The sequence below is a fragment of the Clostridium sp. genome (genome assembly GCF_018372875.1).
GTDB lineage: Bacteria > Bacillota > Clostridia > Clostridiales > Clostridiaceae > Clostridium.
On sequence record NZ_JAHAIF010000002.1, the window covers coordinates 19,028 to 44,246 of the forward strand.

General features: G+C 29.0%; 20 protein-coding genes and 1 pseudogene. 2 read left to right on the plus strand and 19 right to left on the minus strand.

The window, feature by feature from the left end:
* Nucleotides 1–6: 6 nt before the first annotated feature.
* The 4 genes from KIB46_RS00745 to ychF all read right to left on the minus strand — a co-directional run bounded on the left by KIB46_RS00745 (nucleotide 7) and on the right by ychF (nucleotide 3,209).
* Entirely contained in the window at nucleotides 7–507 is a 501-nt protein-coding gene (locus KIB46_RS00745) for a cell division protein FtsL (RefSeq protein WP_156561188.1), read from the minus strand.
* A 34-nt stretch (nucleotides 508–541) separates the two neighbouring features.
* Nucleotides 542–1,474, minus strand: a complete 933-nt coding sequence (gene rsmH, locus KIB46_RS00750) for a 16S rRNA (cytosine(1402)-N(4))-methyltransferase RsmH (protein ID WP_156561187.1) — start codon at nucleotides 1,472–1,474, stop codon at nucleotides 542–544.
* 12 nt (nucleotides 1,475–1,486) lie between these two features.
* On the minus strand, nucleotides 1,487–1,915 hold the full coding sequence (gene mraZ, locus KIB46_RS00755) for a division/cell wall cluster transcriptional repressor MraZ (protein WP_027097648.1): 429 nt from the start codon (nucleotides 1,913–1,915) through the stop codon (nucleotides 1,487–1,489).
* Nucleotides 1,916–2,111: 196 nt separating this feature from the next.
* Nucleotides 2,112–3,209, minus strand: coding sequence for a redox-regulated ATPase YchF (ychF, locus tag KIB46_RS00760; RefSeq protein ID WP_156561253.1), 1,098 nt, complete (start codon nucleotides 3,207–3,209; stop codon nucleotides 2,112–2,114).
* Between the two features lie 485 nt (nucleotides 3,210–3,694).
* Here ychF and pdaA point away from each other — a divergent pair, with 485 nt between their 5' ends.
* Nucleotides 3,695–4,417 (plus strand): delta-lactam-biosynthetic de-N-acetylase, encoded by a 723-nt coding sequence (gene pdaA / locus KIB46_RS00765; RefSeq protein WP_291670337.1) that lies wholly within the window; start codon nucleotides 3,695–3,697, stop codon nucleotides 4,415–4,417.
* Nucleotides 4,418–4,682: 265 nt separating this feature from the next.
* Here the strand turns inward: pdaA and KIB46_RS00770 are convergent, their stop codons facing one another.
* From KIB46_RS00770 to KIB46_RS00810, 9 genes are all read right to left on the minus strand, one after another.
* Entirely contained in the window at nucleotides 4,683–5,330 is a 648-nt protein-coding gene (locus tag KIB46_RS00770; protein WP_291670041.1) for a cyclodeaminase/cyclohydrolase family protein, read from the minus strand.
* A gap of 72 nt (nucleotides 5,331–5,402) precedes the next feature.
* Nucleotides 5,403–5,939 carry a nitroreductase family protein gene (locus KIB46_RS00775; protein WP_156561184.1) on the minus strand — a complete coding sequence of 179 codons (537 nt, stop codon included), beginning with the start codon at nucleotides 5,937–5,939 and terminating at the stop codon, nucleotides 5,403–5,405.
* Nucleotides 5,940–6,040: 101 nt separating this feature from the next.
* Nucleotides 6,041–7,159 carry a glycosyltransferase family 4 protein gene (locus tag KIB46_RS00780; RefSeq protein WP_291670043.1) on the minus strand — a complete coding sequence of 373 codons (1,119 nt, stop codon included), beginning with the start codon at nucleotides 7,157–7,159 and terminating at the stop codon, nucleotides 6,041–6,043.
* A 5-nt stretch (nucleotides 7,160–7,164) separates the two neighbouring features.
* On the minus strand, nucleotides 7,165–8,571 hold the full coding sequence (locus KIB46_RS00785) for a flippase (protein WP_291670045.1): 1,407 nt from the start codon (nucleotides 8,569–8,571) through the stop codon (nucleotides 7,165–7,167).
* A gap of 63 nt (nucleotides 8,572–8,634) precedes the next feature.
* The gene (locus KIB46_RS00790; protein ID WP_291670047.1) at nucleotides 8,635–9,852 is read right to left on the minus strand and encodes an O-antigen ligase family protein; all 1,218 of its coding nucleotides are present in this window, start codon (nucleotides 9,850–9,852) and stop codon (nucleotides 8,635–8,637) included.
* 22 nt (nucleotides 9,853–9,874) lie between these two features.
* Nucleotides 9,875–10,582, minus strand: coding sequence for a WecB/TagA/CpsF family glycosyltransferase (locus KIB46_RS00795; RefSeq protein WP_156561180.1), 708 nt, complete (start codon nucleotides 10,580–10,582; stop codon nucleotides 9,875–9,877).
* 11 nt (nucleotides 10,583–10,593) lie between these two features.
* Nucleotides 10,594–11,682, minus strand: a complete 1,089-nt coding sequence (locus KIB46_RS00800) for a tetratricopeptide repeat protein (protein WP_156561179.1) — start codon at nucleotides 11,680–11,682, stop codon at nucleotides 10,594–10,596.
* Between the two features lie 91 nt (nucleotides 11,683–11,773).
* Complete coding sequence (locus tag KIB46_RS00805; RefSeq protein WP_291670050.1) at nucleotides 11,774–13,492, minus strand: phospho-sugar mutase; 1,719 nt, start codon at nucleotides 13,490–13,492, stop codon at nucleotides 11,774–11,776.
* A 128-nt stretch (nucleotides 13,493–13,620) separates the two neighbouring features.
* Nucleotides 13,621–14,208 (minus strand): 50S ribosomal protein L25, encoded by a 588-nt coding sequence (locus KIB46_RS00810; protein WP_291670051.1) that lies wholly within the window; start codon nucleotides 14,206–14,208, stop codon nucleotides 13,621–13,623.
* Nucleotides 14,209–14,435: 227 nt separating this feature from the next.
* On the opposite strand from KIB46_RS00810, the gene KIB46_RS00815 reads away from it, so the two are divergent.
* A complete protein-coding gene (locus KIB46_RS00815) occupies nucleotides 14,436–15,899 on the plus strand; it encodes an aminotransferase class I/II-fold pyridoxal phosphate-dependent enzyme (protein WP_291670052.1) in 1,464 nt (487 codons plus the stop codon).
* Between the two features lie 11 nt (nucleotides 15,900–15,910).
* Here the strand turns inward: KIB46_RS00815 and KIB46_RS00820 are convergent, their stop codons facing one another.
* The 6 genes and pseudogenes from KIB46_RS00820 to zapA all read right to left on the minus strand — a co-directional run bounded on the left by KIB46_RS00820 (nucleotide 15,911) and on the right by zapA (nucleotide 25,107).
* Complete coding sequence (locus KIB46_RS00820) at nucleotides 15,911–17,395, minus strand: glycosyltransferase family 39 protein (protein WP_291670053.1); 1,485 nt, start codon at nucleotides 17,393–17,395, stop codon at nucleotides 15,911–15,913.
* Between the two features lie 30 nt (nucleotides 17,396–17,425).
* Nucleotides 17,426–17,863 (minus strand): annotated as a pseudogene (locus KIB46_RS00825) (DUF523 domain-containing protein); the annotation flags it as partial.
* A gap of 126 nt (nucleotides 17,864–17,989) precedes the next feature.
* Complete coding sequence (locus tag KIB46_RS00830; RefSeq protein WP_291670054.1) at nucleotides 17,990–18,940, minus strand: carbohydrate kinase family protein; 951 nt, start codon at nucleotides 18,938–18,940, stop codon at nucleotides 17,990–17,992.
* 97 nt (nucleotides 18,941–19,037) lie between these two features.
* Entirely contained in the window at nucleotides 19,038–21,395 is a 2,358-nt protein-coding gene (locus KIB46_RS00835; protein WP_156562314.1) for an endonuclease MutS2, read from the minus strand.
* 3 nt (nucleotides 21,396–21,398) lie between these two features.
* Nucleotides 21,399–23,744, minus strand: coding sequence for a U32 family peptidase (locus tag KIB46_RS00840; RefSeq protein ID WP_291670055.1), 2,346 nt, complete (start codon nucleotides 23,742–23,744; stop codon nucleotides 21,399–21,401).
* 139 nt (nucleotides 23,745–23,883) lie between these two features.
* Complete coding sequence (gene zapA / locus KIB46_RS00845; RefSeq protein ID WP_291670056.1) at nucleotides 23,884–25,107, minus strand: cell division protein ZapA; 1,224 nt, start codon at nucleotides 25,105–25,107, stop codon at nucleotides 23,884–23,886.
* Nucleotides 25,108–25,219 lie beyond the last annotated feature (112 nt).

Here is a 25,219-nt window from a genome sequence, read left to right on the forward strand (position 1 = left end):
CTACTATTAATCTAGTGCATCCATTATTTTAGCAAACAATCCACTCTTATTATTATCTTTTGCATTAGTTTCATCATTTTCTAAATCTTCAAAATAGTTTCCTGATAAATCCATCTGTAACATTTCATCCTTTGTAGCTACTACCATCCCTAATTTCTCCTCAGCATTAGTTTTGATATTATCTAATGATGCTACTTTTAGGAGTTCAACTCTTAATGCTTCATTTTCATCATCAACGCTTTTAATTTCGCTGTTAAGTTTTGCTAAATCATTTTGCATTGAATATACCTTAGTATCTCTTGCTATTGTTATAAATCCTAATATTGCAATTGCAGCGGCTATTTGACGTGCACCCCTTCTCTTACGTCTTTCCTCTTCACGTTTTCTTCTCTTTCTTTCTCTCTTTGCCTTTTGTAGTTCCTCATATCTTTTTCTGTCAGTTTCACTACTTCTTCTTGGCTGAGCTGCTGTATTCCCTCTTATATATTCATACTCTTTTACTTTCATTTTATTCACATCCCCATTTTTTTATAACTAATCTCTAAAATCTCTCTATAACTCTTAACTTAGCACTTCTACTTCTTGGATTTTCTTCTACTTCTTCTTTTGATGGTTCAATAGCTTTTCTTGATATAAGCTTAACTAAAGGTTTCTTCCCACATACACAGATTGGGAATTCCTTTGGACAAGTACACGGATTTGCAAGATCTCTAAACTTTAACTTTACAATCCTATCTTCTAAGGAATGGAAGGTTATAATTGCCATTCTTCCACCTTTATTTAACCTATTTACCCCATCTTCAATAGCTTTATTTAAAATTTCCAGCTCCCCATTCACTTCAATTCTAATAGCTTGAAAGGTTCTTTTAGCAGGATGAGGACCTTCTCTTCTAGCTTTTGCAGGTATTGCTGCCTTTATTATGTCAACAAGCTCTAGAGTAGTTTCTATTGGCTTTTCTTCTCTTCTATTAACTATAAATTCCGCTATCCTTTTTGCAAACTTTTCCTCACCATAATCTCTTATAATTCTCCAAAGATCCTCCATGGAGTAACTATTAACTATGTCATAAGCAGAGAACTCTCTTTCTCTGTTCATTCTCATATCTAAAGGAGCATCTTTCATATAACTAAAGCCTCTTTCTCCTTCATCTAATTGATAAGAGGACACCCCAAGATCCATTAATATTCCATCAACTTTTGGTATTTCTAATTCTTCTAAAATACTATCTATATTATGAAAATTATTATGGACTAACTTCTTATTTTCATATTCCTTTAATCTTTCACCAGCTGCTTTTAAAGCATCTGTATCCTGATCTATTCCTACCAATAAACCATCCTTTGATAACCTTTGTAATATATGAGATGAATGACCTGCTCCCCCTAGGGTACAGTCTACATAAATTCCATCATCTTTTATATTTAAGGCATCAAGACATTCATTTAATAAAACTGAAACGTGTTTAAATTCCATTGTCAAAACTCCTTATATTCCTAAGTCACTCATTTTTTCTGCAATTGATTCAAAATCAACATTAGAATCATTGTATTCTTGCCACTTTTCTTTACTCCATATTTCTACTCTAGTTAATACTCCTATACTTACTATTTCCTTTTCTATTCCTGCATATTCTTTAAGATTTTGTGGAATCAATCCTCTTCCTTGCTTGTCCATCTCTATTTCACATGCTCCTGCAAAGAAAAACCTTACAAAAGATCGAGCATCTCTATTGGTAAGAGGTAGAGTTTTCATCTTTTCTTCTAAATTTTTCCATTCATCTTGTGGGTAAGCATATAGGCATCCATCTAGCCCCTTTGTAATAACAAACTTATTACCTAGCTCCTCCCTTAACTTGGAGGGTACAATCATTCTGTTTTTACTATCTAAGGCATGTTGATATTCACCAATAAACATTTTTGTACTCCTCTATATACTTTATAGTGATTTTGCTCTACTTTCAACCACTTTACACCACTTTTACCCACTTTTTTATAAATATTCGAGAAAACTTTATAAATCCCTTCTATAATTGCGAAATAATTTGCATTTTTTCAAAAAAAATAGAAGAGACATCTAAAAAGATATCTCTTCTTTAAAACCGCAGTTTACTTTATACATTAAATCTAAAGTTAACTACATCTCCATCTTCCATTATATAGTCTTTTCCTTCTAATCTATAAAGACCTTTTTCTTTAGCTTTTGCTTCTGAACCACATTCAACTAAATCGTTGTAAGCAACAACTTCAGCTCTAATAAATCCTCTTTCAATATCTGAGTGAATCTTTCCTGCTGCTTGTGGAGCTTTTGTTCCAGCTTTAATTGTCCAAGCTCTTACTTCTTGAACACCAGCTGTTAAGAAACTCATAAGTCCTAATAATTTATAAGAAGCTCTTATAAGCTTATCTAATCCTGATTCATCTAATCCATATTCTGAAAGCATTTCTGCCTTTTCTTCTTCATCAAGACCTGATAATTGTTCTTCAAGGCTAGCACATACTATCATAACTTCTGCTTTTTCAGCCTTAGCATATTCTTGAACTTTCTTTACATAATCATTTTCTAAGTTTCCACTCATTAAATCATCTTCAGATATGTTACATGCATATAAAACTGGCTTTGAAGTTATTAAGAATAAACTTTTTACAAATACCATTTCTTCTTCAGTAAAATCTAATGATCTAGCTGGTAAATTCTTTTCTAATTGAGCCTTTATTTTTTCCATTATTGCATATTCTGCCTTAGCTGTTTTGTCACCAGATCTAACAAGCTTTAATGATTTTTCCATTCTTCTTTCTAGAATTTCTAAATCTGAAAATATAAGCTCTAAGTTGATAGTTTCTATATCTCTTATTGGATCAACGCTTCCTTCTACGTGAACAACATTTTCATCATCAAAACATCTAACAACATGTACTATTGAAGCTACTTCTCTTATATGAGAAAGGAACTTATTTCCTAAACCTTCTCCTTTAGAAGCTCCTTTAACTAGTCCTGCAATATCATAGAATTCTATTGCTGTATAAACTTTTCTTTTAGTATTATACATTTTTTCTAGTACATCTAGTCTCTTATCTGGTACTGATACAACACCAACGTTTGGTTCTATAGTACAGAATGGATAGTTAGCTGATTCTGCTCCTGCCTTTGTAATTGCGTTAAATAAGGTACTTTTCCCTACGTTTGGTAAACCTACTATTCCTAATTTCATATTCTTACATTCCTTTCTTCCTAAAAACATTCCACCTAATGTCGTAAAAAATGGTTTAAAAGCTATTAGTGTTTAAACTTCAAACTTTTAAACCATTGCTTTTCCTAAATATGCAATGTTACTTAACTTAAATGCATCCACTGTTTACATCATAAGTCTAATTATATGTATTTATTTGATTTTTTTCAATACCTTTCACCATGTTTTAGATTTCCTTTATATCAAATAAAATAAAAAGGAGGAATTAAGTCCTTTTTATTCTCAATTTAAATAATACTGTTAGGCAAAACATTCGTTATATATAGTTAATACTCCAACACACTTTTCCAAATAGCATAAATAAGTTGTTGCATATTATTCCAGTATTTTAGGTGGACATAATACAAATAATAACCTTGAAATTCAAAAAGAAATTAGGTGATTATATGAAGAAAAATTTATTTGTATTTGCTCTTTTAATAGCTTTAATTGTTTCTATAATTCCTATGAATGTTATGGCTCTTACAGCTAGTGACACTACAGAACTTAATTGGTATTACGTTGCAAGAGTAAAAGGGGAAACACCTGAACCTGCAAAAGAATCTGTATCATTTTTAAAAGAATGTGGAGGATATTATGTAGGTGACACTTCTCAAAAAGTTTTATATTTAACTTTTGATGAAGGGTATGAGAAAGGTTACACTGGAGCAATACTTGATACTCTTAAGGAACTTAAAATACCAGCTGCCTTTTTTGTTGTCAAGCCATACATAGATAGCGAACCTGAATTAATAAAGAGAATGGTTGATGAAGGTCACTTAGTTTGTAATCATTCTAATCATCATCCATCTATGGCTTCAATTACTGATGCTGAAAAATTTAAAAAGGAATTAACTGATGTTGAGGATGCATTTAAAGAGCTAACAGGAAAAGATATGCCAAAATACTTTAGACCTCCAATGGGAAAATATTCAAAGAAATCTTTAGAGATGACAAAAGCTTTAGGATATAAATCTATCTTCTGGAGCTTTGCTTATAAAGATTGGTTAGTTGATGATCAACCTAGTGAAAGTTTTGCTATAGAAAAAATAAAAAAAGGTGCTCATCCTGGAGGAATTTTATTGCTTCACGCAGTTTCAAATACAAACACAAAAATTATGAAGCAAGTATTAAGTGATCTACAAGCTGAAGGCTATGTATTTAAATCTCTTGATGAGCTGCCTGAATAAAATTTCACAAACAAAAAGTATAGGAATTTTTCCCTATACTTTTTTCTAGTATTTATATATTTTTATAAATATATATTCTTATATTGTTATATTTATAAGAATTAATGAAAGGCTTTATTCTATAATTATATCCTTTTTATCAACTGTATCTCCATAAGCTGGCCTCAAAGTTTTATTATAAGCTAAGGCATCTTCTCTTCCATCTTTCAAAGCTTCAAAGGCTTCTATGTTCTGATCAAACTTTAACTACTTTATTGCTAAAATACTAAAATGGATATATTTCATTATTCATTTTCTTTACAATACTGTCTTTTCTCTTAATTGATTTCTCTTCTAATTCAACTAACTCTGACTCAACACTTTTTGCAAAAGGCTTATCTCTTAGTGAATTTAAATTAACTTTAACATTTACAATTGCACTTTCAATAGCTGCATGTAAAAGAATAGCTGCACATCCTGCATCTGATATAAGCATTCTATTTCCGTACTTTACAGCTACATCTATATTGTCATAAAAATTGTAACACTCCTTAGCAAGTTCTAAAGGAGCCTTCATAGCTTTAACTGTTCCTTGAACTATAGCTGCACTCCTCATTTTCTTTTCTTCATCAGAAGCTTTAGGAAGTTTATAACAATCCATAAGTTTATTAAAATATTCTCTATCCTGTTCCATTAATTCCATTGACTTCTTTATAAACTTACCACTTGCTTCTTTAAAGTCTAGTACTGTCTTTTTTGTTTCTCCATCCAAACTTTCAAAAGACTTTTTATTTACAGTCAATGAATACACCATTGAGTTTAAACTTCCAGAAAGAGCAGCTACAAGACCTGCTACACTTCCTCCACCTGGAGATGGTGATGAAGATGATAAATCTACCAAAAATTCATCTATTTTATAATCCTTAAACCTCATACTATTACCTACCTTCTAGTTTTTATCTAATTATAAAAAAAAGAGTAACTTTTTACAAGTTACCCTTAGATTTTAATATGGATTATTGTATTCATTTTTAAAAGCAAACTCTTTACGATCCTTTGCTTTATGATGTTCTTTTTCTTCTGCTATCTCACCTACTGGAGTTATACCAATAATCTTATATTCATCAGGTATCTTAAGTATATCTTTTACCTCACCTTCATCCACAGCACCAATCCATAATGTTCCATATCCTTCTGCTGTTGCTGCAAGAATTATATGTTCCATAGCAATAGCACCATCTACTAGATAAAAATCCTTCCCTTCAACCTCACCAGAATCATCAGGTTTTGCAATAATAACCATAGTTATTGATGCCTCTTTTACAGCATTACATGCCTTATCATCTTTATTTCTTATGGTTTCTGCAATCTCATCCTTCTTATCTTTGTCATCAACTATTATAATTCTAAATGCGCTCCTATTTTTCCATGATGGAGCTCTCATAGCTGCTTCTATCATTTTATCTATTGATTCTTTTGAAATTTTACTATCCTTGTATTTAGAAATACTAGTCCTCTTTTTTATAACATCGAAAAATTCCATTACTAAACACCATCCTATAAAATTATTCAGTATTAGAATTTCTCTCTTTCATATTTTTATACTATATAACTAAAGGTATAGCTATAATAAAGCATACAAAGCTATATTAAATATTTATTTAGTCTATCAATTATATTATCCCAATCAAATTTATTAACTGCTTCACTATATGTCTTATCCGAAGTCTTTTTCAAATCACCACAGGTCATATAATTAATCAGACCTTCAGTCAAGTCCTTTTCATCTCCAGGCTTAACTAAGATTCCACCACTTTTATTTACTATTTCATAAGCAATTCCTACATCTGTTGAAACGATTATATCACCTAAAGCAGCTGCTTCTATAAAGCTAATTCCAAAACTTTCAAAATCAGATGTTAAAGAAAATATCTTTGCTTTTTTATATTCATTAAATAACGCTGACCTATCATCAACATTCCCAATAAGTTCTATAGAATCTTCTAACCCAGAATTTTCATTTAAAAATTTTTCATATACCTCTAAAAATCCATCCTCTATAGGGCCAACTAACCTTAACTTCCACCCTTTTCTTATTTCTAAGGGAATATTTTTAAATGCTTCTAACAGCATCATAGTATTTTTTTCTTCAGCCCCAATTCTAGCTATACTTAAAATTATATTTTCTTTAGCTGAATAATCATAACGTATATTTAAAGAATCTAATAATTTGAAATCCACACCATTAGGTAATATTTTAAGCTTATCCTTTAAATAAGGTAGCTGATTAATTAAATCTTTATATATCTTTTCTTGCTCAACTGTAATTAAATCAAACTTATTAAAGAATTTTTTCAAAAAAACTTTACCTATTTTGTTCAAGTTACTTATTCTTTCCGGTAATAAGTGACTACAATCTAATTTCAAGTATAGCTTTCCTTCTTTATTTAAAAACTTATAAATATATGCATAGCAAAAAGAAGATAAAGTAACGTGAAACATTTGAAGAATATCATAGTTTTTACTATTCTTTAACAAATATATACTTCCATCTAAAGCATAGCTATTAAATCTATTTTTAACAAACTCTAATTTCAAGCCTTTTACTACATCATTTTGAAAAGTATATTCTCCATTTTTGAAAGTTATTAATGATGAATCATATCCATACTTTTCATATAACTTAAACGGAATCATTCCCATATCTTTTACCAAATGGACATTGGTAGATTTCAAATATATCATTCCATATCTTTTTCTCATAGTATTTAATCCTTAAACCCTTCCTTAAGTTCATTAATAGTTACTATTTTTAATGTAAACAATGTAATAAAATATATAACTATAGATATTAATATAAGAACAAATATATTGCTTATAAATATTCTTGTAATACTAAGTACTAATCCCATTACTATAGACGGGATCAGTAGTACAATAACTTGCTTTATGTCATTGAACTTTACTATTTTTCTTATATAAGCTCTCATTAAAATTAAGTTTATAACCTCAGTTAGTGTTGTAACTAAAGCTGCAGCCATATATCCATAATTAGGAATCAAAACTAAATTTAATAAAAGGTTAATAGTTGCTGATATTCCTACAACCTTTAGATATTTCTTTTCCAATCCAAAGGCATTTAAGGAATATGCATATACTTCTCTTATTGATATTATAAAAATATATATCATTAATATTTTCAACGGCTCAATTGCTGGTGAATATTGCTCGTTATAAAATAGTAAAATTATCTTATCTGCTAAAATAAAACCACCAAAAGAAATAGGTATTGTTATCATCAATACAACCTTCATAACTAATTTAATAGTTCGCTTTATTTTTTCTTTTCCCTCACTATATGATCTAACCAAATATGGAAATAGAGGCAAAAATAAAACTCCTATGAATGTTATGATAAAATTAATAAAATTATATGCTGCTTGATATATACCTAAATCTCCAAATCTTGAATTACTAGCACCTAAAATTATCTTATCTATATTTCCATTTACCATAGCTAATAACCCAGATAATAAAAACGGAATTCCTATAACAAAATACCTTTTAAATATTTTATTACTAAACTTAAAATGTACTTTTATATTGTACCTTCTTAAAATAACATAATAATAAAGTGCACCACTTAAAACTCCAATAACCATAGCTATAGGTATAATATAAATATCATTACTAGATTTAACTGAAATAAATATTATTACTGCTGGCACAATTGTTTTTAACAAATTATATACAGCATTATGCTTCATGTCCTGAATTCCAGAAAAGAACCAGTCAAAATTCATTGAAGTTGGTATTAATATAATGCTCCACAATATTATTATTAATGGAAACTTTGAATCATTAGATAAAAATGATGACATAATTAAGCAAATAACACAACATACAACTGCTATAACAAATCTAAATGTAAATAGTTCACTAACTAAATCCTCATAGTCCTTATCATTTTGTACAACTAATCTAGTCCCAAAGGTTTGTACCCCAAATAGAACTATCATAGTAAAATATAATATAAATTGTTGAGCATAAGTTATCATCCCATAGTTATATTCAAGTAAAATATTAGAATAATATGCTATACTAACAAAGCCTATCAATTGTCCTATTATATTAGCTACTGACGTACTTAAAAAGTTTTTTAAAATCTTATTCATAAATCACCTATACAATGTCTCGATTTAAATTAAAATAATGTGTAGAAACACTGTCTTCTCATATTATTTTGCTGCCTTTTTATTTCTATATAATAAAATTAAGATACCAACTATAATCCAATATAAAAATGTTACTTTAGGCACAAACCACATATTATCCAATAAATTTGCTTGGAAGAAAATTAACAATGCTACTATTAATCCTTTTATAAGTCCTTTATACTTTTCAGAATATAATTTACATACCTTTATAGATCTTATAAATATGGTAGTATGTAAAAGCATAAATGGAATAAAACCTAAAATTCCAAGTTCAGATAATATTTTAAAATAAGAATTATGTGTAGGATAATTTTCTTCCCCTGGAACAATAAATTTAGGAAAAAGCTTCACGTATTCCGGATGTAATGTAACATAGTTTCCATTTCCAACCCCTATTAATGGTTTATCCTTAAACATTTCTAAAGCTATTCCCCAATGCTTTAATCTTCCATCATTCATTACAGCCTTACCTAGTCCTACTATTCTTACACTTAATGGTGGATATAATAAAACTCCAGCCCCTGCTATAAATAATCCAATGATAAATTTCCAATTATATATAATTGTTAAAATACATATTCCAACAACTAATGCAAACCAAGCATTTCTCGAAAAACTAAAGGCAATATTTAATACAAATATAAGACATACTAACCCTATTATCACTTTTTTTACTGTACGCTTTTCATAAAATGCAATCATTACTAAAGGAAATAATAGTACAGCAAAGTACATTCCTAATGTGTTAGGATTGTCTAATGTGACTATAATTCTTGCAACTCCATTAGCATACCTTGTTATTCCTTTACCTGTAATAAATTGAATTACTCCTAATACCCCAATAATAAAGGCAGGATAATAAATAAACTTAACTACTTTTTCCAAATCCTTTTTTATATCAATTTCACTTATAAAGTAATATAATATTGCTATATAAGTACCAAATCTAATAGTTTCTTGTATTGCCAAACTTTTATCTGTAGAATATATAGTAGAAACTCCCATGATAGCAATAAGTAATAACATAAATATTACTATTGAGTCCTTAAAAAAACTTTTTAAGTCATTGCATAACTTATTTCTTCTCTCATAGTTTACTAACATATTTATAAGATAAACACATACTAGTAAAACAAGATATATATCCATTATTCTATATTTTGAATTTATAGTATCCGGTATTAATGGAGTTATACCTAAGTATATAAGAAATCCCCACTTTATTAATTCATTTACCATTAATAATCTCCTCTCAAAATATCTATCTCTTTATTACTACTCTCCATAAAAACTTTGGTATAGAGATAAGTCTTTTAATTCTCCATGGCTCTTTTAATACTCTATGTAACCATTCAAGTCCTAGAGATATCATCCATTTAGGGGCTCTAGTAGTATTTCCTGCAAATACATCAAAGCTACCTCCAACCCCCATGTAAAATGTACAAGGTAATTCATCCATATGTTCCTCTATAAACTTTTCTTGCCTTGGACATCCCATTGCAACAAATAAAGCCCATGGATTACTTTTCTTTATATCATCTACTATGTCCTTACAATTATCTAAATCAAAAAATCCATTATGAAGTCCTACTATTTTTAATCCTTCAATAGTTTTTTCAAGATTTTTTCTACATTCCTGTAACACTTCCTCTTGTGCACCTAAAAGATAAACTCCTTTTCCTTCCCTTGCACACTTAAGAAGCATTTCATGCATAACCTCAATTCCAGCTATTTTTTCTTCTACTGGTTCTTTAACTATTTTAGATGCTATAACCGTTCCTACTCCATCTGGAATAATTATAGAATACTCCGAATTAAAGCTATTATTAAGCATTTCATTATTTAAGCCACTATATAGAACTTCTGGGTTTCCAGAAACAATATTAACCTTATCCATACCATCTATTTTTTTTAATAGTTCACTTTTACTTTTATTAAACACCTTATATCCTAAAATATTTGTATACATAAATAGCTCCTCTACTTAGCTAGCATTCTATCAAGGTCTACAACAACCTCATCCTCTGGATTTAACTTTTTAGCTATATCTAAATGTAGTTTTGCATTTTCCTTATCTCCTAAATTTAGATAACACATTACTATATTAGTACATATCTCAACATCTTTAGAAGCTTCAAATCCCTTCTTAAAGTATTTAATTGCAGTTTCAAAGTCTCCTAAACAAGCATAGTTTACACCTAATTCATTAATTACTTCTAATATTCCTGATTCAATATTCAAGCTTTCATTTAAGTAATAAATAGCTTTTTCAAAGTTATCAAGCTTTCTATAGGCTACTCCTAAATAATAATACAATAGTGGATTACTATCAAAAACATCAACTAAAGAAAGTAGTAACCCTATTGATTTTTCAGGACTTTCATCCAATAACTCTATAGCTTTTTCATAAGAAGAAACATTGTCTATATCATTAATTATAGTTTTTATTTCAGAAGTTACTTCTCCCCCTTTATTTACATATTCATTTATCTCTACCTTAGCTCCCTTAAAGTCACCTTTAGACTTTAATATTATAGCCTTATAAAGATAAGGATCTGGTAAATCAATAAATTCACTCTTACCTTCTTCTATATCGACTAAAATAATCTCAGAAAATGCGCTATCCTTCTCTCTTTGAGCTTCTCCAACTAATAAAAGTCTCTTATAATACTCTTCATTTCCTGTTGCTAAATAAAGCCCCTTAAGTAATAAATAAGCGTCAATTAACTCATCACTTTTAATCTTATTTGCTACTAATGCCTTACCACACTCTTCGCTATCCTTTAAATTATTAAAAATAATTATATAGTCTTCGCAATATCTAAGATTCTCATCTGCTCCTAATGATAAAAGCATTCCTTCAATAAAATAATAAATAGGTAAATTGCTTATTTTATATGTGTCATTTGCATGACTAGCTACATAACTTGAGCTTATTGGCATATATAAATCTTTAGTCTTTAGGGATACCCCCTCTGGAATACCGACACTTTTTTTAAAACCATCCCAATTCAATTCTAAAAATAATAATTTTCCTAATTTTTCTTTAAATACTGATTTGTAATCCATCTCTTCCTCCATTAAACACATTATGTCTCTTATAATTATACCCCAAAACAAAAAAAATGCTATCATTTAATAAATGATAGCATTTTCCTCACTATTTTAACTTTTCGTTTATTATATCCATAACTTTTGATTTAAATCTTTCAATTTCTGATTCAGCATTTTCTAAACTGCTTCCCTTAACTGCTAAATAGATTTTCATCTTTGGTTCTGTACCTGAAGGTCTTACTACGAAAGATGATCCATCTTCTAATATATATTTTAATACGTTAGACTTTGGAAGTTTTATTTCTGATTTTACCCCATTAGATTCTTCTACGCTTAACTTATAATCTAATTTAGTAGAAATTTTAACTCCATCTACTGATTCTATAGAAGAATTTCTTAATGCATCAATGCAAGAAGCAATCTTTTCTTGTCCTTCTTTACCTTCTAATTCTATAGATATTAATGTTTCTTTATAGAAACCATACTTCTCATATAGCTTTATTAAAGCTTCATATAAACTCATGCCTTGTTCTTTATAATATAAAGTCATTTCTGCTATTAACATTGAAGCAATAACAGCATCCTTATCTCTTACAAATTCACCAGCTAAATATCCATAGCTTTCTTCAAATCCAAATAAGTACTTTTTATCTCCACTTTCTCTGAATTCACGAATCTTTTCACCTATATACTTAAACCCAGTAAGTACATCCATAAGTTCTATTCCAAAGTCTTCTGCTATCTTTCTAGCTCCTTCTGTTGTAACAATAGTCTTTATTACAACTCCATTCTCTGGAAGACTATTAGTTTCTTTTAATGCGCTTAACACATAATGAGTTAATAGTAATCCTGTTTGGTTACCAGTTAATACTTTAAACTCTCCATTGCTTTCCTTAACAACTACACCTATTCTATCGCAATCTGGATCTGTTCCAAAAATAATATCAGGTGATTCTTGTTTTGCCATTTCTAATGCTAATTCAAATACTTGCGGCATTTCTGGATTTGGATATGGTGCTGTTGGGAAGTTTCCATTTGGCTCTTCTTGTTCTTTAACAACCTTTACGTTTGAATATCCAAGTTCAGATAATACTCTTCTTACAGGAATATTTCCACTTCCGTGAATTGGAGTATATATTATTTTTAAATCTTTTGCGTTTTCTTTAACTAACTCTTTTCTTATTGTTAGGTTCTTAACTTCATCAATATATGCCTTATCAACATCTTCTCCAATATATACTAGTAATCCTTTGTTTAAAGCCTCTTCTTCTGACATATTCTTTATCATTGAAAAATCTTTAACATCATTTACTAGTGAGATTATTTTATTAGCCTTTTCATCTGTTACTTGCCCACCAAATTCATCATAAACCTTATATCCATTATATTGCTTTGGATTATGAGAAGCAGTAACAACAATTCCACCTTTACAATTTAAATGTCTAACTGCAAAAGACAATACAGGTGTGGGTCTTAAACTTTCATATAAAAATACCTTAACACCATTTGCACATAAAGTTAATGCAGCTGCTGTAGCAAATTCCTTTGACATATTTCTTGAATCATAAGCAACTGCAACTGATGGATTTTCAAAACTTTCATTTAAGTAATTAGCAAATCCTTGTGTAGCCTTTGACACTGTATATATATTCATTCTATTACTTCCAGCACCTATAATTCCTCTTAAACCACCTGTACCAAAATCTAAATCCTTATAAAATCTATCTTCGATTTCTTTTTCATCCTTAATATTCTTAAGTTCATTTTTTATTTCTTCACTAATTATATCTGAGTTAATCCATTCATTGTATTTTTCTTTATACAAAGCTATCCCTCCTTAAATTCTGTACAGGTATATTATACAAATATATGATTAAGTTTACAACGAATTATAACAAATTTAGTTTATTCTACTAATCTATTATAAGAAAAAAAGACATGAAAACATGTCTTTTAATTATCTTCCTTCTCTTCTTCTCCTAATTCAGAAGTTAATTTCTTTTCATTGCTAATAGATGCAATTACTCCTTTTATATCATCTAGGATAGAAATTTCTTCTCCTACTTCTAAATCAGAATATCTAAATACTGAACCTAATCCACCTTTAGATACATCAAATTTTATAGATTTAGGTAACTCATCTGCCTTACATGATACCCTAACTAATTCTTGTTCCTTTTGAAGTATTGCACCTCTTTTACTTATCCACTCTTCACCAACAAATTGAATTGGCACTTCAGATTGAATTGTATCATTCCCTGCAATTTCTTCTAAGTCAACATGAATAATCTTATGTGTAACAGGATCTCTTTGTATTTCCCTTAATAAAGCTTTATGTCCTTCCCCTTCAATACTATAATTTATTATTCCATGTTCACCAGTTGATGAAATTTCCCTACTTAATTCTAATTCTCCAATTTCAAATAAAAGGTTTGAAACACCTTTTCCATATAATACTCCTGGAACTTTTCCTGCTCTTCTTTCTTTTTTTGCCCAGTGAGATGTTTTATTTTCTCTTTTTACTAAATTTAAATTATTCAAAGTTCTACCACCCTTCTTATCAAGTAAATTCTCAAACTCCTTTTACATTATTCCTTATATACGTCCAAAATATTCAAAATTATTATTTTTTTGTTTCTATAAGAATAAATTATTGAATATATAGAACTTATCCAATATAATATAGTAGATTTGTCTTAATTTAATATTATTTAAACTTATAAAATTATAAAAAAATCAAACACTAGATAATGAAAGAAGGTGCTTTAATGAATCATTTAGATCAAACTAGAACTCCTTTATTTGATGCACTTAAAGAATATGTTAACAGAGATACTCTACCTTTCCATGTTCCAGGTCATAAAAAAGGAATTGGAATGGATACTGAATTTAAAGACTTTATAGGTGATAATCCTTTTAAAATAGATGTAACAGTATTTAAGTTAGTAGATAGTCTTCATCACCCTAAAGGACCTATAAAAGAAGCCCAAGAATTAGCTGCTGACGCCTATGGCGCAGATGCAACTTTCTTTTCAATACATGGTACATCAGGTGCTATCCAAGCTATGATAATGTCTGTTGTATCTGATGGTGATAAAATAATAGTTCCAAGAAATGTTCACAAATCTGTTACTGCTGGAATAATCTTAAGTGGTGCTGTTCCAGTATATATGGAGCCGGAATTAGATAAAAAACTAGGAATTGCCCATGGTGTTTCTCCAGAAACAGTTAAACAAACATTAGAACTAAATCCAGATGCTAAAGCAGTTTTAATAATAAATCCTACTTATTATGGGGTTGCTACAGACATAAAAAAAATTGCTGATATAGTTCATGAATACAATATTCCCCTTATAGTAGATGAAGCCCACGGCCCACATCTAGCTTTTTCTGAAAAATTACCAACTTCTGCTTTAGAAGCTGGTGCTGATATTTGTGCTCAAAGTACTCATAAAATAATAGGAGCTTTAACTCAAGGTTCTTTATTACATGTAAAAAGTAATTTAGTTAATCCAAAAAGAGTACAACAAGTACTTAATTTAATGCAAACAACATCGCCATCATATATTTTAATGGCGTCTCTAGATTGTGCTAGAAGACAAATTGCCTTAGAGGGAAAAGAACTATTAGCTAAAACTATAGATTTATGTGATTATACTAGAAGTGAAATAAATAAAATTCCTGGTTTCCATTGCTTTGGAAGTGAAGTACTAGGTGTTCCAGGTTCCTTTGCTTTTGATCCTACAAAACTTACAATCTCTTGTAGAGATTTAGGAATAACTGGCTATGAGCTTGACACTATTCTTGCTGATAAATATCATATTCAAATGGAATTATCAGATTTTTATAATGTATTAGCAGTTGGTTCTTTTGGTGATACAAAAGAAGGAATGGATAAACTTCTATCTGCATTAAAAGAAATCTCTAATGAGTATTATGGAAAAAGACCTGCTACTAAAGATTTCTTAGATATACCTCAAGTTCCTAATAGAATATTAAATCCAAGGGAAGCATTTAACTCTAAGAAAGAAGATGTTTTATTAGAAAAAAGTGAAGGAAAGATATCTGCTGAGTTCCTATTAGCATATCCTCCAGGTATTCCAATATTATGTCCTGGTGAAGTTATAACAAAAGAAATAATAGAATATGTACATGATTTAAAAAGAGCTAATCTTTATGTACAAGGAACTGAAGATTCAGAAGTTAAATATATAAAAATTGTTAAAGAATAAAAAAGATGTGCCTACTTTTTTAAGGCACATCTTTTTTTATCTATTAATTTAAATAACTTTTCCATTCCATAAATTGCAGAATAAATCATTTCAGGAAGCATACAAATTAAATACCTAGACCTTGTTTCCCATAAAATAAGAAATAATATTAATCCCAATATACATATATGAACTGAATTAATTAGCACTTCTCTTTTTTTAAATGCAAAAATTCCACTTATAAGTATAGATACTAATATTACAATATGAGATACTTGGCTAAAATATATAAAGCCTTCATTTTTATTTCCAATAACATACTCTTGCAATTTATTATGACTGATAGGTTTATCAGATAATATTGCAGGGGCATAATATGAACCATCACCCCAGGTGAATGAAATCTTACCTATTAAAAATTTACAATATCCTTTTAGTCCATAGTTTTTTAACCTATTTTTTATTTCTTTCAAATTAGCCTTTTCTGCTGCTTCTTTCCCATCACTAACCCTTATACTTTTTGTAAAAGTAACATCTTCTTCATTATAGCCACCATTTCCTTTAAGTCCCATCATAATCCAATGAGTTGCTGGCAACCCAGCTTCATTATAGGGGATTGGTATATTTCTAGAAACAATGACCCTATTTATAGTTGTTATAATAAGAAAAGGAATTAATAACAAAGTAAAAACTTTTATTTTGCTTGTTTTAGATGAACTAATAAACTGAAATATAATAATTGCAAGAAAAGTAATTATTACATTGGCTTTTATTATAGTACCTATTCCCCCAAAAACAGAAACTAAGACTAAATATACACTTCTTTTTTCATCATCAGAATTTAAATATTTATAAAAATAATAAAACATTCCAATTGGAAAAATCATAGAAAAAGTATCTGTATATATAATTTGAGAATATGTATATAACGGGGTTACAAATATACAAAATATTATAGTTAGTGCTGCCATAACTTCACTAATTGTTTCTTTTACCAATTTATAAAGAATATACACAGCTAAATTTATTAAAAGTAAATTAATTATATATCCAACTTCCATTAATATATTATTATTCTTTGTAAATAAAGCTACTGCTTTAAATATATATGAAAGAACTAGTGTAATTGGAATATTATTAGGGTAACTATTATAAAAATAAACAGGTAATTTTTCTCCATATAGTGCTAACTGTTTTGCATTACGTGTCACAATCCCAAAATCCCAACCAGGATTCACTAAAAAGAAAAATAAAAAAATTATTTGTAAACTTATCAATGCACCAAAACTTATAATTTTAACTCTTTTAAGTTTATCTTTAGCTAATTTCTTTAAAGTAACATAGGCTAAATAAAGAAATATAAAAAATATCAGAGATAATATAATATTAATTATTGGACTCATTCTATAGAATAAATCAACACTATTAAATATTGCAGTCCATACAACAAAAATAAATATACTTATAAACAGTATATAAAAAATATTTAGTAATTTATCTCTTATGTCCTCTCTCATATGTCTCATTTCCTCTTATAGTTAAAATTCTTCCTTTTCTGAAATTACTTTTATTCCTTCCATTTCTAACATATAGGCTGTAAGACCTTTTCCTCTTATTTTATTACCAAAAAAACTCCCATCATAGATAAAATTACATCCACATGATGGACTTCCTTCTTTTAATATGGCCTTTTTTGCATCTATAGCTTTAGCAATTTTCAATGTTTCTTTTGCACCTTTTAAAAATTCTTCTGTTACATCTTTACCAGATATACTTAAAATCTTCCCATCTGTTCCTTCTAAAATTTCCTTAGGATTTCCTTTTAATTCTGCAGGTTCTCTTGGGGTAGAAAGTCCTCCTAATTGTTCTGGGCAAACTAATATAGCTTTTCCCTCCCTTAATAACTCCACACATCTATCATTCAAATTGTTTTTACCATTATATTTACAATTTACTCCACATAAACATGCACTTATTAAATACATAACACTGTTGCTCCTTATATATGATTTGCTTCTAGATTATACCACATTTTGAAATTTCTTTGCAAAAATAAGAACCTTAGTTTTTACTAAGATTCTTATTTTTCTTATAAAGATATAATTATTAATTTATATTTCTTTTTCATCCCATTGAATTTTATCCATATAGTATTCAACATAATCCTTATTCATCTTTGGATTAATTGTATCTTCATGAGATATAGTTATAACTGACATAGCAATAGCATATTTAGCTGTATCCTTTAGAGAAAGGTTATTCATATATCCATATCCTACACCAGCAACAAATGAATCTCCAGCTCCAGTAGTATTTTTAACTTTTACAGCATTAGCCTTAACTCTTCCCTGCTCAGTTCCATTTGTATAGAATATACCATCTTCATCTAAACTTATAAATAGATTTTTAATTCCTAGTGATAAAAAATATTCCCCAGCTCTTATTAAATCATCATCGTTGTTTATTTTAAAACCACAAAGAATTTCTGTTTCATATCTATTAGGCTTTATAGTATGGAAATACTTTATTAAATGTTTTATTTTTTCAGCTTTTACAGCAGAAACAGGATCTAAAACAAATTTAGTTTTTTCACTATAAGTAGTTAATATGTGCTCCATTAGTTTAGGATTATCTGCATCTAAAAATGTATACTCTGCATTGCATATAATTTCTTTCTTAGAATCTATAAAATCCTCATCCATTTCATCTAAACAGTGCATATCTACAATAGCAGATACCATTTCTCCATTTTCATCCAATACTGCCATGTATGTTGGTGTTCTTCTATTTTCAAGAAGTAAAGAATGCTCCATATTATAGCCCATTATTTTAGAGTGTTCTAAAATATTTCTTCCCTGCTCATCATCACCAAGTATTGAAATGAATTTTGTATTAACTCCAACTCTTGCCATATTTTCAGCAATATTTCTACAAACACCACCTAAAGATATCTTTATCTTTCCTGGTATTGAATCTTTTTGCTTATAAGTATTTTGACTAAATCCCAAAATATCTACTATAGACGCCCCTAACACTAATACATATGCATTATCACTTTTCATATTACTTTTCCAGCTCCCTACTCTTTTGTACATAACAATAAACTTATTATATTAGAATTGACTCAAAAAATAAAGTCACTTTGTCGAATTTTGTTCATTATTTTAATTCTACCATTGTTACTCCATCTCCACCTTCGCCATAAGCACCTAACCTATAGCTTTTTACGTGAGGATGTCTCTTTAACATATCGTTTATTGCTTTTCTTAAAATACCAGTTCCTTTTCCATGTACTATAGTAACCTCTCCTAAGTTTGACATGTAAGCTTCATCTAAATATTTATCAGTTCTATAGCAAGCTTCTTCGGCATCAAGTCCTCTTAGATCCAATCTACTTTCTACTGATCTTAAATTTAATTTTACTTCTCTCTTCTTTCTAACCTTTTCTTCCTTAGTCTTTTCAGCTTTTCTCAAATCTTTTAGTTTTACACTTATTTTCATAATACCCGCTTCAACTTGAACTTCTCCTTTATTATCAGGCATTGATATTATAATTACTTTCTGATTTAAAGAAGGTAAGAAAGCATCCATTCCTAATGTAACCTTTTCTATTGCTTCTCCAGCATTTTCTCTTTCTTTTATTAGAGCCTTTTCTCTGTCCTCTAAAGAATCCTTTAATTTTTTTCTTTCCTCTTCAAGGCGTTTTCTTCCTCCGCCTGATATACCAAGCTTCTCAAGTTCTCTCATTGCCTTAAGAATTTCATCAGCCTCATCTTTTGCAGCTGATATTATTTCCTTAGCTTCTCTTCTTGCTTCATTATAAGCCTTATCCCTAGTATTCTCTAATCTCTTTAGCTTTTCTTCATATGTTCTCTTTATTTTTTCAGTCTCAACTTTTATTCTTTCTGCTTCTCTTGCATCTCTATTAGCAATAATACTCTTTTCTTGAAGATCCCTAATTAAATCTTCAAATTGCATATTCTCTTCAGATACAAATCCTTTAGCTTTCTCTATTACAAAATCATCTAAACCTAACCTTCTACTAATCTCAAAGGCATTTGATTTACCTGGTACCCCTATAAGTAGCCTATAAGTAGGTCTTAGTGTTTCAACATCAAACTCAACTGATGCATTTTCTACTCCAGGAGTCTTTAGTGCATATCCCTTTAATTCACTATAGTGAGTTGTACCAATTATCTTAGTACCTCTTTCTTTTAGGGTTTCTATAATAGCTGTAGCAAGGGCTGCTCCTTCTGTAGGGTCAGTTCCTGCTCCTAATTCATCAAATAAAACTAAGGAATCTCTATCAGCTTCCCTCATTATTCCAACAATATTAGTTAAATGAGATGAGAATGTTGATAAGCTTTGCTCTATACTTTGTTCATCACCGATATCTGCAAATACTTCTCTATAGAAACTTATTGAAGAATCATCCCTAGTTGGAATTAACAGTCCACTCATCCCCATTAAGTGTAATAAACCTACTGTTTTAATAGTAACAGTTTTTCCTCCTGTATTAGGACCAGTAACCATAAGTACTGAGAAGTTCTTTCCTAAATATATATCTGAAGGAACCACCTTATCTCTATCAATTAAAGGATGCTTTGCACCTATAAGGTTAAATGAACCATCTTCATTTACCTTTGGCATCATTCCATCAATTGAAGATGCATATTTACCTTTAGCAAAGATAAAATCTATTTGTAAAAGAATTTTCATATTACTACTACATACATCTGAATTGTCTTTAACCTTTTTTGATAAGGCCCAAAGAATTCTTTCAATTTCAGCTTGTTCTTTTAGCTTAAGTTCTTTTATCTCATTATTTAAATTTACAAGGCTCATAGGTTCAATAAACAATGTAGCCCCTGTGGAACTTTGATCATGTACTAAACCTGGAACAGCTCCTTTATATTCAGCTTTTACAGGTAAAACATATCTATCTCCTCTCATTGTATAAATAGCATCTTGTAAATATTTAGCATTACTTCTAACAATAGAGTTTATCTTCTCCCTAACAGAAGAATTCTTTTCTTTTAAACTTCTTCTAATATTGTGAAGGGTAGAACTAGCTCTATCACTAATTTCCTCTTCAGAAACAATTGAATTCTCTATTTCATTTTCCAGATTTTTTATAGGAGTAAGTATATAAGCTAAATCCTCTAACTTTGGAAAACTTTCCTCTTCTTCTTTTCTAGTTAAATACTCTTGAATTCTACTAGTACATCTAAGCATATTACCTATATAAAGTAATTGCGCTGGATTTAAACAGCCACCTTTTTTAGCTCTTTCGATTCCTTCTCTAACATCATGAAGTCCCTCAAAAGGTGGATTCCCCTTTTTTATTAATAACTCTAAGGCTTCCCTACTTTCTTCTAGAGCTTCCCTAACTTCATAAGCTGAAGAGTAAGGAGCTAAGTTATCTATAAGCTCCTTGCCCCCACTTGTTACAGCATATTTCCTTAGCTTTTCTTTTATTTTATTAAACTCTAATACTCTAAGCGATCTTTCATTCATTGTTTAATCTACACCTCTTCTATAACATCCCTTTGTATAATACTTGCTTTCTATATCTAATTCTCCATTTAACATTTTAAATACTTTTATAACATCTTCCCTAGATTCATCTTTAAAATCTATTCTAAAGGACTCTATCCCCATTGCTTTTAACTCATCCTTTTCTCCTATAAGATTTAAAGCAACACTATTTAAAATATGGCTTCTACAAAATACATCTGTCATAACTCTAAATCTTTCATTAACTTCATCAACTAAAGTAAACCTATCTCTTGTACATGCTAAGTTACACTTCTTATCTTTGTTCTTACCACCATATGTACTTCCTATAGGACAATACTCACTAACCATAAGTTCTGTTTTTCCATACAATTGGTATGCAACTCCTGATGGCGTATTCTTCATTACCTCTTTAATTTCTCTTTTATTTAATTCAAGACTTAATGAAATATTTCCTATATCTTCTCTATAAAAATCTATGGCATAACTATTAAATACATTTAACTTATAATCACCTATTATATGCATTTTATCTTTATAGATGTTAATTATACCTGCATTTGCAGTTATTAATCCTTTTACATTATCCTTTGCCTTTTCAATAACATTTATAACACCTTTAAATTCACTTTTAATAATTTCTGGTGTTAGTATAAAGAAATTAATACCACTTATAGATTTTATATCACTTATTGCTATTGAGTCTTTTTCTCTACTATATATATCAACCCCAATATTCTTAATTCCAAGTTCAATAAGGGTGTTAAGTTGTTCCTTAGTTGTACATGTTACTAATAATTCTAAATCCAAAGGTTTTTTAGGAACTTTAAAATCATGTACTTCATTAATTAAATCTCTTCTTCTTCTATATTTTGATGTTTCACTTTTCATTATTTTTTCAAATAATTCTCTTCTTAAATTATTTAATGAAGCTACTCTAATAAATCCATCCTGGAAGTCTTCAAAAATAACTTCATCTAACTTATATGGATATCCCCCTGACTTAGTTAATGCTTCAATAACTCTTTCTTTATCTAATGGCCTCTTCTCAGCTTTTTCTACCATATCACCTTTAACTACATAATCAATGCCTTTATAAGATGACTTAAGAACCATTTCTTCTCCAACCTTAAATCTAACTTCACCAATTAAGGATATCTTTCTATAATAAGGCTTTATTTTCTCTGACAGCTCATCAAATAATGTTTTGCTAGAAGTTTTATATAATAAATCTCCCTTTTTATATCCTTTTGGGAATAGCTTTACCTTATCCCCCTTATCAGCTTCTAATACTTCTTTTCCATTTAGAAGTATCTTACTTACAGTAAAGCCTTTACTTCCATATCCTACACCATCACCTATTGCTATATCTTCTTGTAGAATAATCTCTCCCTTTTCATCTGATTTTCCAAGTTCTAAACCAGTATTCTTAGGAATTACAAAGCTCATCATATCTTTACCAGAATCCTTTTTTAGATAAGCATTAGCAAATCCACCTCTATTAAATAATTGAAGTAAAGTTTTCTTTCCTTCTTCAACATTAAATTCCCTGTTTTCTAACTCTTTATCTATTGCCTTCCTATATGTATCTATAACTCCAGCTACATATTCTGGTCTTTTCATTCTTCCTTCAACCTTTAAAGACAATGCACCACTCTCTATAATATCTTTCATATCATCAATAGTACATGTATCTTTAGTACTTAAAAGGTGCCCCTTCTTCTCTCCCCCTGAGGCAGAAACCAACTTATATTCTTGCCTACATGGTTGAGCACACTTTCCTCTATTACCACTTCTTCCGCCAATCATGGAACTCATTAAACATTGTCCTGAATATGAAACACATAAAGCTCCATGCACAAATATTTCTGTTTCTATTCCTAAGTCCTTAGATATATATTCAATTTCTTCTAAGCTTAACTCCCTAGATAAAACAACTCTTTTAAATCCCTTTTCAGTAAAATAAACTGCTCCTTCTCCATTATGGATTGTCATTTGAGTTGAAGCATGAACCTCAAAATCAGGATATTTTTCTTTTATTAATTTTAAAAATCCTAAATCTTGAATAATTAAAGCATCAATTCCTATCTCATAAAGGTACCCAGCATATTTAATGGCATCCTTTAATTCCTTTTCTTTTAGAATTGTATTCATAGTTACATATATTTTTACTCCATAGCTATGACAATAGTCAGCTGCTACTTTCATTTTTTCATTATCAAATTCTATAGCCTTAGCTCTAGCTGAAAACTTAGGTCCACCTAAATATATTGCATCTGCACCATTATTTACAGCAGCATAAAGACTTTCCATGCTACCAACTGGTGCTAATAATTCTATCTTTTCCATCTTAATTCTCTCCTAATTAATTTAACTATATCTTTAGTATGCTATATAAAGTTATATCATAAAACATCTTTTTATGCTAATTTATAATTTTATACAAAATTAAAGAGACAATGATGTTACTCGCTTGTCTCTTAACAACTTATTTCATTAAAGGATTTCTTTCCTTTTTTAATTTTGCTATTTCTATTTGAGCATCCATTAACTTCTTTTCTAGATCTAAAACTTTATATTTGCTAGTCTTTAACTCTTGTCTAGAATCTTTACCATTTTCCATTATTTTTTGCTTTTCATATGATAGCTTTTCAGCCTTATCTCTAGCTTCAATTAATTCATTATTTTTCACTTCAAGTTCATCTTTTAATTCAATAATTTCCTTATTTAATAATTCAATACTTTCGTTATTTTGTAAATTATCATCTTCTAGAGATTTTATGTTCTTATGAATTGAATTTAACTCTTCTACTAAAGATCTATTCAACTCTTTTTCTTTTACTAACTCTTTCTTATTATCTTCATACTTATATTCTAAATCACTTAAGTTATAATTTAATGAATTTAGTTGTTCTTTAATTTCTAAGTTCTTATTCTTAGTTAGATCTAACTCCTCTTCCAATAAAGATTTAGAATTTAAAGCTCTATTCACATCTTCATCTAACTTAGAATTTTGTTTTTTAAGATTACTAATTTCTTCTTTTAAAACATCTTCCTTCGTTTTATTTCCATTAATCTTATCATTTAAGTTTTTAATTTCATTATTTAACTTTTCTATTTGAGATTTATAACCCTTTTCACCCTCTACATATTTATCTATATTATTCTTTAGGGCTGAATTCTTCTCTTTTATTTCAACTATTTCTTTATTAAGTATTTCACTTAAATTATTAACTTGTACAATTTCTTCATTAAGCTTGTTATTAAGGTTTGTTAGAATGTTATTTTCTTTCTTTATATCATTATTTTCTATGGCTAAAACATTCTTTTCTTCCATAAGCACTTTTATTTCATCTTGTAGCACCTTAAGCTTACCTTCTAGATCTTTTACAGCTTTTTCTTTATCTGCCTTTACCCTATCATTTTCTTCTCTTAGTTCCTTTATGCCATCTCTAAGTCCTGAATTTCTTTCTTCTAAAGATTCCTTTTTCTTTTTAAACTCTTCTATCTCAATATCAGCTTTATATAATTCATCTGCAATATTTAAAGCTGCAAGTACACCTGAATCAACAGTACTTAATAATGGATTTTTAGTTTTTATCTCATGCATTTTACTATTTACATATTCAGCAACTTCCTTTAGATAGTTTTCATCTTCCCTACCCTTTAAACTATATTCAATTCCATTTATTTTAACGGTAACCTTTATCATATTAAACACCTCACGAAACCTTATATATTTAATTATAGGTGAAACTATTACATAAAACAATTATGTTTTACAAAAAGTACCTTACTTATTTACAAAAAAGTGAAGTAAATAT

Bases quoted from the DNA above. Each gene is read 5' to 3' on its own strand.
- KIB46_RS00745 (WP_156561188.1), bottom strand. From the start codon at position 507: ATGAAAGTAAAAGAGTATGAATATATAAGAGGGAATACAGCAGCTCAG.
- rsmH (WP_156561187.1), bottom strand. From the start codon at position 1,474: ATGGAATTTAAACACGTTTCAGTTTTATTAAATGAATGTCTTGATGCC.
- mraZ (WP_027097648.1), bottom strand. From the start codon at position 1,915: ATGTTTATTGGTGAATATCAACATGCCTTAGATAGTAAAAACAGAATG.
- ychF (WP_156561253.1), bottom strand. From the start codon at position 3,209: ATGAAATTAGGAATAGTAGGTTTACCAAACGTAGGGAAAAGTACCTTA.
- pdaA (WP_291670337.1), top strand. From the start codon at position 3,695: ATGAATGTTATGGCTCTTACAGCTAGTGACACTACAGAACTTAATTGG.
- KIB46_RS00770 (WP_291670041.1), bottom strand. From the start codon at position 5,330: ATGAGGTTTAAGGATTATAAAATAGATGAATTTTTGGTAGATTTATCA.
- KIB46_RS00775 (WP_156561184.1), bottom strand. From the start codon at position 5,939: ATGGAATTTTTCGATGTTATAAAAAAGAGGACTAGTATTTCTAAATAC.
- KIB46_RS00780 (WP_291670043.1), bottom strand. From the start codon at position 7,159: ATGAGAAAAAGATATGGAATGATATATTTGAAATCTACCAATGTCCAT.
- KIB46_RS00785 (WP_291670045.1), bottom strand. From the start codon at position 8,571: ATGAATAAGATTTTAAAAAACTTTTTAAGTACGTCAGTAGCTAATATA.
- KIB46_RS00790 (WP_291670047.1), bottom strand. From the start codon at position 9,852: ATGGTAAATGAATTAATAAAGTGGGGATTTCTTATATACTTAGGTATA.
- KIB46_RS00795 (WP_156561180.1), bottom strand. From the start codon at position 10,582: ATGTATACAAATATTTTAGGATATAAGGTGTTTAATAAAAGTAAAAGT.
- KIB46_RS00800 (WP_156561179.1), bottom strand. From the start codon at position 11,682: ATGGATTACAAATCAGTATTTAAAGAAAAATTAGGAAAATTATTATTT.
- KIB46_RS00815 (WP_291670052.1), top strand. From the start codon at position 14,436: ATGAATCATTTAGATCAAACTAGAACTCCTTTATTTGATGCACTTAAA.
- KIB46_RS00820 (WP_291670053.1), bottom strand. From the start codon at position 17,395: ATGAGAGAGGACATAAGAGATAAATTACTAAATATTTTTTATATACTG.
- KIB46_RS00830 (WP_291670054.1), bottom strand. From the start codon at position 18,940: ATGAAAAGTGATAATGCATATGTATTAGTGTTAGGGGCGTCTATAGTA.
- KIB46_RS00835 (WP_156562314.1), bottom strand. From the start codon at position 21,395: ATGAATGAAAGATCGCTTAGAGTATTAGAGTTTAATAAAATAAAAGAA.
- KIB46_RS00840 (WP_291670055.1), bottom strand. From the start codon at position 23,744: ATGGAAAAGATAGAATTATTAGCACCAGTTGGTAGCATGGAAAGTCTT.
- zapA (WP_291670056.1), bottom strand. From the start codon at position 25,107: ATGATAAAGGTTACCGTTAAAATAAATGGAATTGAATATAGTTTAAAG.